The organism is Zoogloea sp. LCSB751, assembly GCF_002028455.1.
Lineage (GTDB): Bacteria > Pseudomonadota > Gammaproteobacteria > Burkholderiales > Rhodocyclaceae > Zoogloea.
On the sequence record NZ_MWUM01000045.1, the window covers coordinates 1 to 15,652 of the forward strand.

16 protein-coding genes and 1 pseudogene are annotated in these 15,652 nt (G+C 58.9%); 7 read left to right on the top strand and 10 right to left on the bottom strand.

Going from position 1 to position 15,652, the window contains the following annotated elements:
• Window positions 1–88: 88 nt before the first annotated feature.
• Window positions 89–226, top strand: a pseudogene (locus B4920_RS29780) (IS5/IS1182 family transposase); the annotation flags it as partial.
• A gap of 43 nt (window positions 227–269) precedes the next feature.
• Here the strand turns inward: B4920_RS29780 and B4920_RS25090 are convergent.
• From B4920_RS25090 to B4920_RS25135, 10 genes are all read right to left on the bottom strand, one after another.
• Window positions 270–1,166 carry a LysR family transcriptional regulator gene (locus B4920_RS25090; RefSeq protein ID WP_079437486.1) on the bottom strand — a complete coding sequence of 299 codons (897 nt, stop codon included), beginning with the start codon at window positions 1,164–1,166 and terminating at the stop codon, window positions 270–272.
• A gap of 150 nt (window positions 1,167–1,316) precedes the next feature.
• Window positions 1,317–2,192 (bottom strand): S-formylglutathione hydrolase, encoded by an 876-nt coding sequence (gene fghA, locus B4920_RS25095; RefSeq protein WP_079437487.1) that lies wholly within the window; start codon window positions 2,190–2,192, stop codon window positions 1,317–1,319.
• Window positions 2,193–2,259: 67 nt separating this feature from the next.
• Window positions 2,260–2,658: a VOC family protein gene (locus tag B4920_RS25100; RefSeq protein ID WP_079437488.1), complete on the bottom strand. Its 399-nt coding sequence runs from the start codon at window positions 2,656–2,658 to the stop codon at window positions 2,260–2,262.
• A gap of 51 nt (window positions 2,659–2,709) precedes the next feature.
• The gene (locus B4920_RS25105; RefSeq protein WP_079437489.1) at window positions 2,710–3,819 is read right to left on the bottom strand and encodes an S-(hydroxymethyl)glutathione dehydrogenase/class III alcohol dehydrogenase; all 1,110 of its coding nucleotides are present in this window, start codon (window positions 3,817–3,819) and stop codon (window positions 2,710–2,712) included.
• Between the two features lie 179 nt (window positions 3,820–3,998).
• Window positions 3,999–5,048 (bottom strand): aromatic ring-hydroxylating dioxygenase subunit alpha, encoded by a 1,050-nt coding sequence (locus tag B4920_RS25110; RefSeq protein ID WP_079437490.1) that lies wholly within the window; start codon window positions 5,046–5,048, stop codon window positions 3,999–4,001.
• A gap of 17 nt (window positions 5,049–5,065) precedes the next feature.
• Window positions 5,066–5,710 carry a glutathione S-transferase family protein gene (locus tag B4920_RS25115; protein WP_079437491.1) on the bottom strand — a complete coding sequence of 215 codons (645 nt, stop codon included), beginning with the start codon at window positions 5,708–5,710 and terminating at the stop codon, window positions 5,066–5,068.
• 15 nt (window positions 5,711–5,725) lie between these two features.
• Window positions 5,726–6,697: a PDR/VanB family oxidoreductase gene (locus B4920_RS25120; RefSeq protein WP_079437492.1), complete on the bottom strand. Its 972-nt coding sequence runs from the start codon at window positions 6,695–6,697 to the stop codon at window positions 5,726–5,728.
• Window positions 6,694–7,569, bottom strand: a complete 876-nt coding sequence (locus tag B4920_RS25125; RefSeq protein WP_079437493.1) for a (2Fe-2S)-binding protein — start codon at window positions 7,567–7,569, stop codon at window positions 6,694–6,696. The genes B4920_RS25120 and B4920_RS25125 overlap by 4 nt, the downstream gene beginning before the upstream one ends.
• Complete coding sequence (locus B4920_RS25130; protein ID WP_079437494.1) at window positions 7,566–8,246, bottom strand: Rieske 2Fe-2S domain-containing protein; 681 nt, start codon at window positions 8,244–8,246, stop codon at window positions 7,566–7,568. Before B4920_RS25130 ends, B4920_RS25125 begins: the two co-directional genes overlap by 4 nt.
• Before the next feature lie 38 nt (window positions 8,247–8,284).
• Window positions 8,285–8,536: a hypothetical protein gene (locus B4920_RS25135; protein WP_079437495.1), complete on the bottom strand. Its 252-nt coding sequence runs from the start codon at window positions 8,534–8,536 to the stop codon at window positions 8,285–8,287.
• A 172-nt stretch (window positions 8,537–8,708) separates the two neighbouring features.
• Here B4920_RS25135 and B4920_RS25140 point away from each other — a divergent pair, with 172 nt between their 5' ends.
• The 6 genes from B4920_RS25140 to B4920_RS25165 all read left to right on the top strand — a co-directional run bounded on the left by B4920_RS25140 (window position 8,709) and on the right by B4920_RS25165 (window position 15,542).
• Window positions 8,709–9,647, top strand: a complete 939-nt coding sequence (locus B4920_RS25140; RefSeq protein WP_079437496.1) for a LysR family transcriptional regulator — start codon at window positions 8,709–8,711, stop codon at window positions 9,645–9,647.
• Between the two features lie 297 nt (window positions 9,648–9,944).
• Window positions 9,945–10,748, top strand: a complete 804-nt coding sequence (locus tag B4920_RS25145) for a hypothetical protein (protein ID WP_079437497.1) — start codon at window positions 9,945–9,947, stop codon at window positions 10,746–10,748.
• A 20-nt stretch (window positions 10,749–10,768) separates the two neighbouring features.
• Window positions 10,769–11,851, top strand: coding sequence for a BMP family ABC transporter substrate-binding protein (locus tag B4920_RS25150; RefSeq protein ID WP_161493386.1), 1,083 nt, complete (start codon window positions 10,769–10,771; stop codon window positions 11,849–11,851).
• An 84-nt stretch (window positions 11,852–11,935) separates the two neighbouring features.
• Window positions 11,936–13,474, top strand: coding sequence for an ABC transporter ATP-binding protein (locus B4920_RS25155; RefSeq protein ID WP_079437499.1), 1,539 nt, complete (start codon window positions 11,936–11,938; stop codon window positions 13,472–13,474).
• Window positions 13,471–14,574, top strand: coding sequence for an ABC transporter permease (locus B4920_RS25160; RefSeq protein ID WP_079437500.1), 1,104 nt, complete (start codon window positions 13,471–13,473; stop codon window positions 14,572–14,574). The genes B4920_RS25155 and B4920_RS25160 overlap by 4 nt, the downstream gene beginning before the upstream one ends.
• 29 nt (window positions 14,575–14,603) lie before the next feature.
• The gene (locus B4920_RS25165) at window positions 14,604–15,542 is read left to right on the top strand and encodes an ABC transporter permease (RefSeq protein WP_079437501.1); all 939 of its coding nucleotides are present in this window, start codon (window positions 14,604–14,606) and stop codon (window positions 15,540–15,542) included.
• Window positions 15,543–15,652 lie beyond the last annotated feature (110 nt).

Below are 15,652 nucleotides of genomic sequence, written 5' to 3' on the forward strand. Positions count from 1 at the left end.
CGCCCTCTTCGACTTGAGTGGTTGATTAGCGCTTCCACTCTGGCACATGAATGCCACATCGGGTGGGGGCGTCCATTCCATTGATTCAGCGCAGGGCATTCCGCTGACCGTCATCTTGACCGGCGCCAATCGCAACGACGTGACCCAACTTCTGCCCCTTGTCGAGGCAATTCCACCCATCCGTGGTAAGCAGGGGCGCCCGCTCTCCAAGCCCCGCATCATCCACTACAGGCCGACCACGGCTACGATCATGCTCTGGCCGATTGCCCTTAAGGGTTCAGCCTTGATTTCACCACCCCTAGCAAGCTATTCGCTGCCAATGATAGTTGTCGTTCGACATTCACACACAGCGTCAACCTGGAGGTCGGAATGAGTTTGTCCGCCAACGGGCGATACACCAGCGTGCCGGCCTGCACCTCTTTGTCGGCATCCATCTGGGTCATCAACCCCACGCCCATGCCTCGCATCACTATCTCCTTCATCAGCATGATGCTGTTGGATGAAGCCACCATCTCAGGTCTTGCCGACGCCCGCGCCATGAGTTGGTTGACAATCAGTCGCAGGTCAAGAGAGGGCTCGGCCACCACGATCTTGTAAGGCAGGCAGTCAGACAACCTGACCTGCTTGCGGGATGCCAGCGGATGATCGGACGCAATCACTGCCCCCACGCGGAAATCCTTCTGCGCGATGATCGACAATCCGGGCGACAGGTGCGGGTTGATCGTTAATCCAAAATCCACCTCACCAGCCAGCACGGCCTCGGTCACCCGGTTTGCGCCATAAATCAACACCTCGAAGGTCACCGCCGGGTAGCTGTGGTGGAAATCGGCTGCAGCGCTGGCCACGAACTCTGATGCGGCACCCTCGACTACAGCCAGCACCACCTTACCGCGCTTGAGCCCTTTGAGGTCCTCAATGCGCGATTGCAGTGCCAATATCTCGCTTTGCCATTTGCGCACCGCATGCAACACCTGCTCACCTGCAGCCGTCAGCTTGAGCCCCTGCGGCAGGCGTTCGAACAAGGGCAAGCCGATCTCTTCCTCGACCTTGAGGATCTGCCGGTCTACGGACGAAGACGAGACATGCAGGACGTCACCCGCGCGGCGCATCGACCCATGCCGGGCTGCTTCATCGAAATACCGTACGAACCGGGAGAACGCCCACATGCAAGCCTCCTGAGATCACCATGAATGAATGGAATGGACGCTTCCACCGATGTGACGTTGATGTGCCAGAGTGGAAGCACTGACCAACCACTCAAGTCGAAGAGGGCGTCCATTCCATTGATTCAATCCAAAAATTCGTCCACCGGTTACTCAGATTTGCATCGCGGTCGACGAACCTGGGGTATGAAGATCACTACGACGCAGCGATACAGCATGATGTTCGAAGTGGTCAGCGAGGAAGCTGGCGATGAAGTAGTAGCTGTGGTCATAGTCTTGGCGAATCCTGAGCTTCATCGGATGTCCCACTGCCCGGCATGTCAGCTCCAGCAGTTCTGGCTTCAGCTGTCTATCAAGGAACTCATCATTGGCGCCTTGGTCGATCAGGATTGGAAGTCGCTCTTTGCATGCTCTGATCAACTCAACAGCATCCCACTGACCCCACACTTCGCGGTCAGGACCCAAATAGGCATCGAACGCCTTCTGTCCCCATGCAACCTTGGAGGGGGCAACAATGGGTGAAAAAGCGGAGACGCTCCGATAGCGCCCGGGGTGGCGCAAGGCCGTGACCAGTGCCCCGTGACCTCCCATGGAATGGCCGAAGACTCCTCTTGCCTCGCTGGCGGGAAAGTGCTGCTCGATAAGTGCAGGCAACTCTTCAGCGATGTAGTCTTGCATGTGGAAATGAGTTGCCCAAGGGGTACATGTAGCGTTCACGTAAAAGCCAGCCCCTTGGCCCAGGTCATAGGCTGGGTCATTGGGAACGTCCTCGCCACGCGGGCTGGTGTCAGGGGCAACCACGATAAGGCCGTGGCGCGCTGCGTGTACTTGTGCACCGGCCTTGGTGATGAAGTTCTGCTCGGTGCAGGTCAGGCCTGAAAGCCAGTAGAGCACGGGGCACTTTTCGCCACGTAAGGCGGCTTCGGGCAGATAGATTCCAAACTGCATGTTGCACCTGAGCGTTGAGCTGACATGCTTCCAGACCTCTTGTCGACCACCAAAGCAGGCGTGGGATTCGATGCGTTCCATGCTGGTACTCGCTTCAAAAAGAAAGAGCCCTCGGTTCTCACCGGGGGCTCATTGGTTGCAGCGTCTATCAAACGAAGGCGTAAGCGGTCACCTTATTGCCGGCCGGGTCACGCAGGTAAGCGGCATACGCGCCGGGCAGATGGCTGCGGGGACCCGGCGCGCCCTCTTCCGTGCCACCATGAGCAAGGCCCGCAGCATGGAATGCGTCCACTTCGGCCGGATTGGCTGCAGCGAAGCCAATCGTTACACCGTTGCTCGAAGGCGCCTCACCGTTGCCAGGACGCGCAATGATGAACGCTGGCTTGTCTCGGCCGTAGAGGACCCAGCCATTGCCAAAGGGGCCAAGATTCTTGATGCCCAGAGCACCCAACGCAGCGTCGTAGAAGGCCGCGGACTTCTGAACATCCGATGCGCCAATGAACACATGTGAAAAGACGGCGTCGCCAGAGATGACGGGATTAGCCATGGAAAGCTCCTTTTTGATTCGTTGAGGGGAAGATGAATTGAAGGGATAGGCTCAGTAGTGCACGACGGAACGGATCGACTCGCCGTTGTGCATCAGGTCGAAGGCCTCGTTGATGTCCGACAGCGGCATGGTGTGGGTCACGAAGGGGGCGAGCTTGATCTCTTCCTTCATGGCCTGCTCGACCATGCCCGGCAGCTCGCTGCGGCCCTTGACGCCGCCGAAGGCCGTGCCCAGCCACTTGCGGCCCGTCACCAGTTGGAAGGGGCGGGTGGAGATCTCCTGGCCCGCACCGGCCACGCCGATGATGACCGACTGGCCCCAGCCCCGGTGGGCGCATTCCAGTGCGGCACGCATCACATTGACGTTGCCGATGCACTCGAAGCTGTGGTCCACGCCCCAGCCGGTCATCTCGATGATGACCTGCTGGATGGGCTTATCAAAGTCCTTGGGGTTGACACAATCGGTGGCGCCGAAAGTCTTGGCCAGGGCGAACTTCTCGGGGTTGGTGTCCACCGCGATAATGCGGCCGGCGCCGGCCATCTGCGCGCCATGCACCGCTGCCAGGCCGATGCCACCCAGGCCGAACACAGCCACTGAATCACCCGGCTGCACCTTGGCGGTGTTCTTCACCGCGCCAAGGCCGGTTGTCACGCCGCAGCCCAGCAGACAGACCTGCTCGGGGTTGGCATCCGGGTTGATCTTGGCCAGCGAGACCTCGGCCACCACGGTGTATTCGCTGAAGGTCGAGCAGCCCATGTAGTGGTAGAGCGGTTGGCCGTTGTAGGAGAAGCGGGAGGTGCCATCGGGCATCACACCCTTGCCTTGGGTGGCCCGCACCGACACGCACAGGTTGGTCTTGCCGCTCTTGCAGAACAGGCATTCACCGCACTCGGCGGTGTAGAGCGGGATCACATGGTCGCCGGGCTTGACGCTGGCGACGCCTTCGCCCACCTCCACCACGATGCCGGCCCCCTCATGGCCCAGCACCACCGGGAACAGGCCCTCGGGGTCGTCGCCGCTGAGGGTGAACGCGTCGGTGTGACAGACGCCGGTGTGGGTGATCTTGATCAGCACCTCGCCCTTCCGGGGCGGGGCGACATCGATCTCGACGACCTGTAGGGGCTGGCCAGCGGCGAAGGCAACGGCGGCACGGGATTTCATGGTCAGGGTCCTTGGGTTGAAGGGGGCAACGGAGGAAGGAGCGCAGCATGCGGACCATGTGGTCCACCTCCGCGTCCTGGTCGGTGGCTGTTCGCCGGCCTGGGGCGAGTCGGCTACGGCAATAGCGCTTCATGGCGCCTTAGATTGATCGGTTGGCTCGAACCTTTGTCGTGTCGTGCTCAACGCTCGTCGGTAAAGTCACTCTTCAAGGCCCCGACAAAGGCTTCTCTACCTTTAGTCGCAGCAATCGACAACTCGCGCAGCCACTTGCGGTACTGGTTCGACACCTTGTCGGTTGCCAGTGATACTTCGTCGAGCGAGATTTCTGCCGGCCACTGTGATTCGATGATGGGCGCATCTTCTGACAGCACGAGTTTCTGGAAGGCTTTGTGCGCATGATCCGGATCGTTAGCCTTCTCCGCCCGACTGATGATCATGAAGTTGCGGCAATGCGTTGCATCGATGGGGCTGCTGGTGGTCCAGAGCGTGAAGATGCTGGAGTCGCGGTACAGCTGGATCTTCAGGTTGATCGTGTAGGGCATTGAGCACCGGTAGGTGAATGAGCCGATTGGTGCGTTTTCGGGCAGGTTCTCCAGCATGTCTTGCGGCGGCAGAATCGCGAATCTCAGCTCGCCCTCGACCCTGTCGACGGCGGGGATCGGCGGGCGATCGTAAGCTGGGTCGTACAAGGTGCCAGGGTGCACGAATGCGAAGTGCGAGAGATCAGTGAAGTTCTCCCAACGACGTTCTGCAGATGTATTCCACGTGTAGGGGTCGCCGACAATCGAGCGCATGCCCGGTGCATCCCAGTCGCCACAAAAGGGGATGTCGGTGCAGTCCCAACTGCTGTCCAGCCGCACCCAGACCAAGTCATACTTCACTTGGCATTCGTATCGCTTAGTGCAGGCCTTTCGCGGGATCGGTTGGTCGGGACAAGCGGGAATGTGGTTCGCGACACCATCGGGTCCGTACTTCCAGCCGTGATAGTTACAGCGCAAGCTATCGCCCACGACTGTCCCAGTCGACAGCGCTGCAAAGCGGTGCACGCAGCGGTCTTCCATGGCAACGATGTTGCCGTTGAAGTTGGCGATCACCAAGCGCTCGCCCAACAGTGTTACGGCCAGCGGCCCCAGTCCAGATGGATTTGCGGTTTCAAGTTCAGCCCTGGTGCAAACGGGGTGCCAAAAATGGCGCAGGAAGTCTCTGTTTTCGATGAGAGGACGATTCATTGATGTGCCCTTTGTGTTCAGTTGTCCTGACCGATGTCGATCGCCATGATTCCGCCCATACCAACGAACCGCGGGAGTGATCGGACATCCCAGATCCATTGACGGATGTCGGGGTATTCGTCCAGGGAGATGCCACCCTCAGGCGCCAGGGCGACATATGGAAAGCAAGCGATGTCCGCGATGCTGGGTGAGCCGCCATGCAGCCATGGCGACCCGTTGAAGTGCCGGACTGCCAAGTGATCGTCGAGGTACCGCAGCAGTTTGTGCGCGCCCTTGCGAGCGGCGTGCACGTCGATCTCGGTATAGCCAAGCGCATCATGCAGGCGAGCAGCCGACGCGGTTCGCGTCAGATCGTCCGAGAAGGACAGCCACGTCTGGATCAATCCCCTCGCTTCAGGTGATGACGGCCACCAGACGCCGGTCCTGTCGTACCGTTCGGCGAGATAGACCAAGATGGCTTGTGCGTCTCGCAGGATGAATCCGTCGTCATCGATGACCGGCAGTTGCCCCATCGGATTGATCTCCGCGAGGAATTTCTCTGACTTATGTTCCTTACCGGGATAGAAGTTCACGGGCAGACGCTGGATATCAAGTCCCAGCAATGCGCAGAAGAGCCGGATCTTGTAGCAATTTCCGGAAAGCTCGTAGTCGTACAGTTTCATGTCTTATCTACCGTTTCAAGCATCCAGGGTCAGTCTTTGGGAACAGGCCCGCGAGACGCAGGGAATGATCAATTGGTTGGACTCTCGCTCTCTTTTGTTGAGGTAGGCATCCCGATGGTCAGGGATGCCGTCGAGGACTCGGGTAAGACATGCCCCGCACACCCCTTGCTCGCAAGAAGTTGGCAGCTCGTGGCCACACGACCGGAGCGCTTCGGCGATGCTCACGCCTGGCAACACCACACAACTCACACGAGACTGCTTCAACTCAACCAGGAAGGATGCATCCTCGTCGCCTAGTGTTGGCTTGCCCGCCGAAAAGCGCTCGAAATGCACGCAGCGATCGTCCCAATTTGAGGAGGCCAACTCCTGCACCGCATGCATGAAGCCGCTCGGGCCGCAGTAATACAATTGGCTTCCTGCGGGACGCGACTCACCAAGAATGTCCCTGAGCCGAGCGAACGTCCGCTCCGGAGACAACGCTAGGTGCAGCGTCAACCTAGAGCGTGCCGCAGCGATAGCCAGTCGATCCCTTAGCGCAACGTGGGTTTCGTCACGCGCAAAGTAGTGCAACTCATAAGAGCAGCCTCGGGCGTCAAGCTCCGCCATCAGGGACACTATGGGCGTGACTCCAATGCCAGCGCCGACCAACACATGGTGCAGGCTCGGGTTATGCAACGCGAAGTTGTTCCGGATCGCCCCCACATGCACGATGTCGCCGATCCGACACCCGTGAATCCACGCCGAGCCGCCACGAGACTGCAACTCAAGTTTCACCCCGATGATCAATGCGTCGGTTTCTCCTGGGGCATTGATGAGAGAGTACTGTCGGATCAGCGGTAGTTGGTCAGGGCGCTCGATGTGCAGATCCACATGCGAGCCGGCTGTGATAGGTGGCAAGGGCTGACCATCGCTCGGGACGAGCGCGATCACCTTAATTCCTTCGGCGTCACAGTCAATCCGCTGCACGAAATACGGACGGGTCGTCATGCAGCTTCCGCGCTACGCACGGTCCCATAGGTAACGTCCTTGTCCAGCAACCAACGCCGGTAGGCGGTCGACATCGCGTCGCAGCGGGTTGGGATCTCAGCACCTGGGTACAGCGGCATCCGGCGAGGAATCTGATTCTCCAGAATGGGCTTATCCTGGCCGAAGATGGTGTGCTGAAACGACAGCAAGTCGTTTATCGAAGACGTGTCGTCGATGTACGCCAACAGGCAGTACGCTGTGATGTGCTCCTCGGAGTGGGGCTGCACGAACAGCCCAATGGCATCCATGAGATCTGGCCGGGTAAACGCAGTTTTATAGAGCATCGCGGACGCTGACTGCATAACCCGATACTTGTATTCCACCTGCAGGCCCTGTGTGGCAGAGTTGGACGTCTTGGGCTGATAGAACTTGCAGTCGTCCGCCCATAGCTCGTCGGCGACCTCGTCATGCTTCACTTCATAAGGGACGACCTCGGTGTTCGGGATCGTGCCAAGATAGTGCGCATGAACGTAGGGGAAGTGGCCCATGTCCAAGAAGTTCTCGATCATCCGCGGATGCGAGACAGCTACGCCAATGCCATCGCAATCGACGATCCGTCGGCCGGCTTCCGCGTATTCTGGAAAGTCGAAGATGGGGCGTGCCGGCCGACCTGAGGGACATACCCATAGATAGCCATAGTGCGACTCCACCAATGCCGAAGCGCCATCGGCCTCCGCCGTCACCTGGCCATCAGCTTCGCGCCACGCAGCAATATTGGCCTCCAACAGGGTCGTCCGGTATGGTGCTGACTTGGAGGCAGAAGAGACTCGGCTAACCGGACCAATCGTGAGCCAACTGTTCATCGTGAAGGCATCTGTGCACTTGAACGTCATGATGAGATCTCCGCAGACATACGCGACTCGGCTGCGGCACGGAATGCCACCAGCGCAGGAAAGAGGGCCCCGGCCTTGATGGGCTGCTTGTTCGATTGCGCCCAGATGTGTACAAAGGTCAGCCGCTCTTTGGCGTATGAGACCATCGCGATCACCGGGGTCGATGCCAGACGACCGGACCAACTATTAGGCGTACAGACCCGGAAGCCCCGGGCTTCAAGTTCTTCGACGACCGCAACGACATCGGTCTTGAGTCCGAGGCTTCGGCAGAAAATACCCGCCTTTGGCGTGTCGGGCGGCTCGGCCTCGCCAGCGTCATGCAGATCTAGTCGCTTCACCCAGATCATTCCGCCCTTGTCCATACAGGCGTAGGTCTTGACGCATGCATTTTTGGGAGGAGTTTGACTGGGATGGGCTGGAATACCGCCGCACCGACCCGAGTTGGCCTCGAATTCCCAGCCGTGATAGGCGCACGACAGGTGGTTGTGAATGATGCGCCCCAGGGTGAGGCGAGCCCCCCTGTGTGGACAGCGGTTCTCCCAGGCTTGCGGTCGACCAGATGCGTCCCGCCACAGAGCGATTTCATGTCCGTTCAGAAAGACTGCAGCGATCTCGCGAGCTGGCGACAATCGCGTCGATGGGTGCACTGGCACCCAAGCATTGGTTTGAAAGTTCATGGACTTACCCTTTTCAAAGCTTACCGCTGACGATGCCGTCAACGAACCAGGTCATCTTTCCAAGCGCCTAATCGCAAGACCTGACCGGCAGCCTCACGCAGCTTGATGGGGCCGCTGAGGACTCGGAAGTGGCCTTCCGCGATCTCCTTCTTCGTGTCGATGAGCGCTACCACATCCTTTGGAACACTCGTCCAGCCTGCGGCGCCGACCAGTCCGAAGTACACAAAGCCGACCTTCGTCGGCGACTGGGCCTGCGCTAGAGCGCCACTCATCATGGCGACGGCGATCATGAAACGGCGTACTGCGATGTTTATTGACGGTTCCTTCTAGACTACTCAGCCAGCAAAACTGTGATGACGCTTGCGAAGTCGAATTGAGTCTAGCCACGACACCGTTTCAAACATAGGATCAAAATGAGATGATGCGTTTCATAGCCGAAACGTAGCTTTGGAAACACTGGACATGGACCTCAAACTTCTTGACGCCTTTGCAGCCATCATGCGAGCCGGCAGCCTGACGAAAGCAGAGTTGCAGACGGGCATGTCGAAAGCGACTCTCAGTCGCTCGCTACAGAAACTAGAGGAAGAGTTGGGTGCGCAGTTACTGATTCGATCCGCAAGGAGGATCACGCCGACGGAGGCTGGCAGCATGCTGCATCGGCATTGCGAGGCACTGCTGGCCGACGTGAGTGGTCGGTGGGAGTCAGCGAGGCACGAAGTGCAGGAGGTGACGCATGGAGGAAAGGGCCGCCTGCGCATCTTGGCTGACAACCACTTCACCACGACTTTTGTTTGCCATGTGGCTCGGCTCTTTGTCGAGTTAAATCCCAACATGGTTTGTGAGTTGGACGCTGCCGGACGTTCAGATTCGCCACGCATTGATAACGTCGACTGCTACATCTGCAGCGTGGCGCCTGACGTGCCAGATGTTGTGGCCAAGCTCGTGGGTCGACTGCCCTTCGGTCTTTACGCAAGCCCTTACTACGCCGAAAAGCATGGCATCCCCAAGGCCCCCAAAGAGCTCACTGCGCACACATCGATCTCGCTGAGGCGCACCGAGTTCAGTGACCGCATCATGTTGCACAGCAGTGAGGCATCACATCCCTATGTGTCGCGTTTCAGCATCCACACTAACGACTATTGGGTGATGAAGACTTTCTGCGTGGACGGCCTCGGTATTGCACTCATGCCGGACTTTTTTGTGCAGCCGGAGGTGGACAACGGCAGCCTGGTTCCGGTGCTTCCGAGCTGGAAGCCAGAGCAAAAGCGCGTCTTCTGCGTGTATCAAAGAAGTCGCTATGCATCCCAGAAGCTACGGGCCTTCATTGACTTGCTCACCAAGAGCATGACCGATATCGACAAGCTGAACTTCTACCTGGCATCCAGGCCTCTGCAACGCTGATCCGCCGACCCAGCGTTTCACTTTCCGCACTGCATCGTTTCACTATTGACGCTATCCAACCGCTCCAGGCTTGCCTAGATTCGATATCACGATCAGTTCAACGCGATTCAATGCAACTCAAAGAATGAACAATTAGCGCGCTCAAGCGATGAGCTTGGCGCGTGCTGCTCCCCTGCGAACGACGCTATAAATCAGCCTTCACGCAAGGCTGAGTAGGGGAAGCTTTGCTTTGATTTTGTGAAGAACGCCGCCGCGAACTGTTCCTCCATGTGTGGTCCTAAAGGAATGGTGTCGTCAATGAATATTCGAGGTATCAAGTTCACGGCAATTGCGCTGGCTACGCTGTTTTCGGGTGCGGCGCAGTCGGCAGATTGGAGCGTTTCAGATCTTCAATACCGCTATGGTACGAAGTTTAACGACAATGGCTCAACAGGCGGGCCAAAGTTCGCAAAGGACTTGGTCGAATTCCAGAACGTAACGGGCAACTCTTGGGGGCGCACCTACTTCTTCCTACTGATGTCGAAAGACAGCGTCGAAGACGGCCGTTCAGGAGAGATGTACAGCGAGGGAGACGCGTACCTGAGCTTGAGCAGGGTAACGGGCAAGGCGCTCGCTTTCGGCCCAGTGAAGGACCTGAACCTCAACCTAGGCTACAACTATGGAGCTAAGAACAGCGCCTTCGGGCCCAACGCGAAGGTCGTCACCTTCGGTGCGGGTTTAGAGTTCGATGCGCCGGGCTTCACATACTTCAACCTGGACGTTGTCGCTTATCGTGATCAAGGGACTTACAGCGGCTTCGGCGGCGGCGATCTTTGCGGCAACCACGCCACCAGCTACCAGATCACGCCTTATTGGAAGGCTCCGTTTTCGATTGGCGGGCTGAAGTTCGTCTTCGACGGCTATGTCGACATCATCGGCGCACATGGCACCTGCAAACAGCAGTTGCTGGCCGAGCCGCAACTCAAACTGGACATAGGCGACATCTGGGGCAAATCCGGCAGTGTCTATATGGGGGTGGAGTACCAGTACTGGCGCAACAAGTTCGGCAGCAGCGCCAATACCGAAAAGGTACCGCAGTTCGTTCTGCAATGGATTCTTTGATTTCACAGGAGGCGCTCACCATGAATCGCAGAGAAATCTTGAAGGGTCTTTTCCTCGTGTCCAGCAGCCTCACATTCGTACGTGCCTTGGCAGCGGATGATGTTCTAAAGGTCGGAATCGTTTATCAGTCGACGGTCGGCAACGCAGGCTGGAACTATCAACACAACCTGTCGATAAATAGCTTGGCAAAGCAATTCGGCAAGAAGGTTCAGGTCACCCGCGTAGAAGCAGTACCGGACACGGCGGATTCGGAACGCGTGTTCCGGCAGTTGGCCAGCCAGGGAAATCAGATCATCATCGGAACGACCTTTGGCTACATGAACGCCCTGCTGAAGGTAGCGAAGGAGTTTCCGAAGGCGATCTTCCTCAATGCGAGCGGCTACAAGCTTGCTCCGAATCTCAGCAACTACACGGCCAACATGTACGAGGGCACCTACCTCGCGGGCGGCATTGCGGCGTCGTTGACCAAGAAAAAGATCTTGGGTTTCGTGGCGCCGGTTCCAATTCCGGAGATCTTCCGCAACCTCAATGCATTCGCACTCGGTGCTCGCAAGGTCGACCCCACGATCGTGGTTAAGGCTGTCTGGATCAACGCCTGGCATGACCCGGGGAAGGAGCGCATGGCGGCGCTCACCTTGATCAACGACGGTGCGGATGTGATTATCCAAGATGCCAACTCGACAGCACCGATCGCCGTTGCGCAAGAGCGCGGCGTCTTTTCGTTTGGGTGGACAAGTGACATGTCCGCCTTCGGGCCCAGCACCTGTGTCGGCTCCGTTGTGGCCGACTGGTCTGATTACTACATTCGTCAGGCCGAACAGTTCCTGGCCGGCGCGTGGAAGAGCAGCAGCGAGCACGGTGGCGTGCGCGAGAAGTTCGCGGACATCCGAGGGCTCAACGAGAAGCTCATTCCGCCTGCAGCACTTGCCCGTTTCAAGGCCGACAGGGAGTTGGCATTGCAGGGCAAGCTCGATCCATTCGCGGGTCCGTTCAAGGACAGCAAGGGTGTCCTGCGTGTCGCTGCCGGTCAGAGTCTGCCGTCCGCAGACCGTGACCGTATGGACTGGACGGTCGAAGGTGTGATCAGCACATCAGGCACCTGACGGCGTAACACCACCGCCCAGGGCCTCCCTTGGGCGATGCCCCGATGGCGCCAGCTGTCCACCTTACCACCGCAGGCCGCACACATGAATCGCCCTCTCATTGAACTGATCAACGTCACAAAGCGGTACCCCGGAACGATCGCAAATGACAAGGTGTCAATGCGCGTCATGCCCGGCGCCATCCATGCCGTCATAGGCGAGAACGGCGCGGGCAAGAGCACCCTCATGAAGATCATCCATGGATCTGTGCAACCAGATGAGGGGCAGATCATCTGGAAGGGTCGGGAGATCAATTTCGCCCCTCCTCAACACATGCATGCGCTGGGCATTGGGATGGTGTTCCAGCACTTCGCATTGTTCGAAGCACTCTCCGTGCTGGACAACATCCATCTGTCCATGCCAAAAGAGGTAGCACGAGGTGAGACCGGCAATCGAGCGAAGGCGATGGCCAAGCGCTACGGCTTGATGCTGCGCCTTGACGCGGTAGTTGGCGACTTGTCTGTCGGTGAGCGGCAGCAAGTCGAGATCATTCGATGTCTGCTGGCGGACCCGCAGTTGATCATCTTCGATGAGCCCACCGCAGTGTTGCCTCCCCATGCCATCGACGGCCTGTTCCAGACGATCCGGTCGCTGGCTGCCGAAGGCCGGTCTGTCCTCTACATCAGCCACAAGCTGGCCGAAATCAAATCGCTTTGCCACTCGGCGACCGTTCTGCGCGGTGGCCAACTTGTCGCGGACGTGGCTATCGAGGATACGCCCGAGCAGGAACTTGCCGTGCTTATGACCGGCCGAGCGCTGCCCAGCTACGAACATTTGCCGCGCACGATGGGCCCGGTGAAGCTGAAGGTGGATCGGCTGAGCTCGGAGCCGCGATCGCATCAAGAGGTGCAGCTCAACGGCGTGAGCTTCGAGGTCCGTGCCGGCGAAATTCTGGGCATCGCGGGTGTGTCGGGCAGTGGGCAGCAAGAGCTGTTCGACCACCTGTCAGGCGAACGACCGTCTCCCCGCGATGACGCTGTCCGGATAGCGGATACCCCCGTTGGGCGGCTTAGCGTTTTGGGACGACGCCAGGCGGGTGTGGCGTATGTCCCCGAGGAAAGGCATGGGCACGGCGCGATTCCAGACCTGGCACTGGATCAGAACTACCTCTTGTCGCAGTTCGGTACGAGCACGAGTTGGTTCAACGCTATGGGGCTGCTGAAGGTGGAATCCCTTCGTGCCGCCGCCCAAGGATGCCTGCGTGATTTCATGGTCAAGGCGCCCGACTGCTCGGTCACGGCGGGGGCGCTGTCTGGAGGCAATTTGCAGAAATTCATTGTTGGCAGAGAGTTCAGCAAGAAGCCGGAGGTCCTCCTGGTGTCTCAACCGACGTGGGGTGTCGACATCGCGTCGAGTATGTTTATCCGACGTAGCCTCGTCGAGATAGCCGCCAGTGGCTGCGCCATAGTAGTCAGTTCGGAGGATATGGACGAGTTGCTCCAGATCTGCGATCGGCTGGTGGTGATGGCAAATGGGCGCACGTCACCCGTGGTCGCGGCAGGCAACATGGATCCCCTAAGACTGGGTCTCTGGATGGCCGGCATGTTCGATGACCAGAGCGAGCCTGAAGTGGAGGTCGCATGAGCGCACGTGAAAGCTTGTTGGCTTTCTCGCTGGAGCCGAGACTCTTGCCATCCAGATGGGCATCGCGGGCGTCTCCGCTGCTCGCCATGGTGGTGACGGCGACAATCGCCGGAGCAATGTTCGCCCTGTTGGGTGCATCACCACTGACGGGCATACAGGCGCTCCTGTTGTCGCCCATCAACTCCGCATCAGGCATATCAGAAGTTTTGCTGAAGGCCTCTCCGCTGTGCCTGACGGCGATCGGTCTGTCCATCGCGTTTAAAACGTCCGTCAACAACATTGGCGCAGAGGGGCAGGTGATCCTCGGGGGCATAGGTGCGACCGCAGTAGCGCTCCATGTCCCGGACAGCATGTCGGCCTGGCTCGCAATATCGCTGGCGCTCCTGGCCGGCGCCGCTGCGGGCGGCCTTTGGGCCGCGCTGCCGGCTTGGCTCCGCACGCGCTTCGGTGTGAATGAAACGCTGACCACGCTGCTGCTTGTGTACGTGGCGGTTCAACTGCTCAGTTGGCTCACTACAGGGCCTTGGCGTGATCCCCAGGGCCTAAACTTTCCTGAGACGCGTCTGTTCAACGCCAACATGACGCTGCCCAAGCTATCAGACATGGGCTGGTCTATCTGGGACGGCACTCGTCTGAACATCTCAGCGTTCTTCGCCGTAGCCGCTGCCGTGATTACGCAAATTTTCATGACTCGTAGCCCAATGGGTTTTCGCTTGGTTGTGTCGGGACTGGCGCCGCGGGCTGCGGCCTATGCCGGCTTCAGCGCCTCTACAAGCATCTGGGCGGCGTTATCCATCAGTGGCGCATTGTCAGGCTTTGCTGGCGCCGTGGAAGTCTGCGGCACGCTGGGCCAGTTGCAGGCCGGGTGGGTGCCTGGCTACGGCTTCACGGCCATCGTGGCAGCCTACTTAGGGCGTTTGTCCGCAGGGTTGATCGTGCTGAGCGCCCTGTTGTTAGCATTGATCGACATCGGGAGCACCAACGTCCAAATGGCACTGGGCCTACCCAGCGCCGTCAGCGCCCTGCTTCAGGGAGTGCTGCTTCTGTCGATCCTTGGCCTGGACCTGCTGGTCCGCTATCGGATTCGGCGCATCGCATAATCAACCACACTCGATTTGGATATCAAACCATGAGCGATGCACACATTCTGGGGAGCCTGATGCAGGGCGCCATGCTTGCAGCCATGCCCCTGCTTCTGGCTGGCATGGGAGAGCTCATCAGCGAGCGGGCGGGCGTCATCAACTTGGGCGTCGAAGGCACCATGCTGGTGGGCGCAGCTGTCAGTTTTGTAGTGATGTCACACAGCCACAGCCTGGCCTTGAGCATGGTGGGGGGTGTGGCGGCCGGTATGACGCTGGGAGCCTTATTCGGCCTGTTTGCGATTTCGCTGCTGACGAGCCAGATCCCGACGGGCATGGCTATCACAGCCATCGGTATGGGCCTCTCATCGTATTTGGGCAAGTTGGTAGAGCCGCAGCCGCTCGCCCCGGCACAGGTCGTGCATATCCCCATTCTGTCGAAGCTCCCGGTAGTCGGAGAGGCACTGTTTTCATTGCCGCCCATGGCTTACATCGCGATCGCGATGTGTGTCACGGTCTGGTGGTTCTTCACGCATACGCGCGCGGGACTGGCCTTTCGCGCAGTCGGTGACTCCCCCGTCGTGGCACGCCAGGTGGGCTTCCCCGTGACTCGGGTCAGATATGCCTCAGTTATATTCGGAGCGGGGTTGTATGGGCTGGCAGGAGCCTACTACTGCGCAAACTATGTGCTGCTGTGGCAGGAAAACATGGTTGCCGGCAGAGGCTGGATGGCGATCGCCCTCGTCATGTTCGCTGGTTGGCGGCCATTGCGCTTGATGGCTGGAGCTTTGCTATTTGGCGCGCTGACAGCCGTGCAGTTCCAAACACAGACCATGGGACTCAATGTCCCCTCTCAATTGCTGACGGTGACGCCGTACCTCGCGACGATCATCGTACTCACCTTCATCTCTGCTCGAGGCTCCGCCTCGCAAGATGTGCCGAGGTCGCTCGGCAAAACGTTTCATCCACTCCTGTCCAAGCTGATGTGAGTGAGATGAAAGGGGTGCGGACGGAATCAATGGAATGGACGCCCCCACCCGATGTGACATTGATGTGCCAGAGTGGAAGCGCTGACCAACCACTCAAGTCGAGGAGGGCA

Coding starts and splice junctions, on each gene's coding strand:
- B4920_RS25090 (WP_079437486.1), bottom strand. CDS start 1,166: ATGTGGGCGTTCTCCCGGTTCGTACGGTATTTCGATGAAGCAGCCCGG.
- fghA (WP_079437487.1), bottom strand. CDS start 2,192: ATGGAACGCATCGAATCCCACGCCTGCTTTGGTGGTCGACAAGAGGTC.
- B4920_RS25100 (WP_079437488.1), bottom strand. CDS start 2,658: ATGGCTAATCCCGTCATCTCTGGCGACGCCGTCTTTTCACATGTGTTC.
- B4920_RS25105 (WP_079437489.1), bottom strand. CDS start 3,819: ATGAAATCCCGTGCCGCCGTTGCCTTCGCCGCTGGCCAGCCCCTACAG.
- B4920_RS25110 (WP_079437490.1), bottom strand. CDS start 5,048: ATGAATCGTCCTCTCATCGAAAACAGAGACTTCCTGCGCCATTTTTGG.
- B4920_RS25115 (WP_079437491.1), bottom strand. CDS start 5,710: ATGAAACTGTACGACTACGAGCTTTCCGGAAATTGCTACAAGATCCGG.
- B4920_RS25120 (WP_079437492.1), bottom strand. CDS start 6,697: ATGACGACCCGTCCGTATTTCGTGCAGCGGATTGACTGTGACGCCGAA.
- B4920_RS25125 (WP_079437493.1), bottom strand. CDS start 7,569: ATGACGTTCAAGTGCACAGATGCCTTCACGATGAACAGTTGGCTCACG.
- B4920_RS25130 (WP_079437494.1), bottom strand. CDS start 8,246: ATGAACTTTCAAACCAATGCTTGGGTGCCAGTGCACCCATCGACGCGA.
- B4920_RS25135 (WP_079437495.1), bottom strand. CDS start 8,536: ATGATCGCCGTCGCCATGATGAGTGGCGCTCTAGCGCAGGCCCAGTCG.
- B4920_RS25140 (WP_079437496.1), top strand. CDS start 8,709: ATGGACCTCAAACTTCTTGACGCCTTTGCAGCCATCATGCGAGCCGGC.
- B4920_RS25145 (WP_079437497.1), top strand. CDS start 9,945: ATGAATATTCGAGGTATCAAGTTCACGGCAATTGCGCTGGCTACGCTG.
- B4920_RS25150 (WP_161493386.1), top strand. CDS start 10,769: ATGAATCGCAGAGAAATCTTGAAGGGTCTTTTCCTCGTGTCCAGCAGC.
- B4920_RS25155 (WP_079437499.1), top strand. CDS start 11,936: ATGAATCGCCCTCTCATTGAACTGATCAACGTCACAAAGCGGTACCCC.
- B4920_RS25160 (WP_079437500.1), top strand. CDS start 13,471: ATGAGCGCACGTGAAAGCTTGTTGGCTTTCTCGCTGGAGCCGAGACTC.
- B4920_RS25165 (WP_079437501.1), top strand. CDS start 14,604: ATGAGCGATGCACACATTCTGGGGAGCCTGATGCAGGGCGCCATGCTT.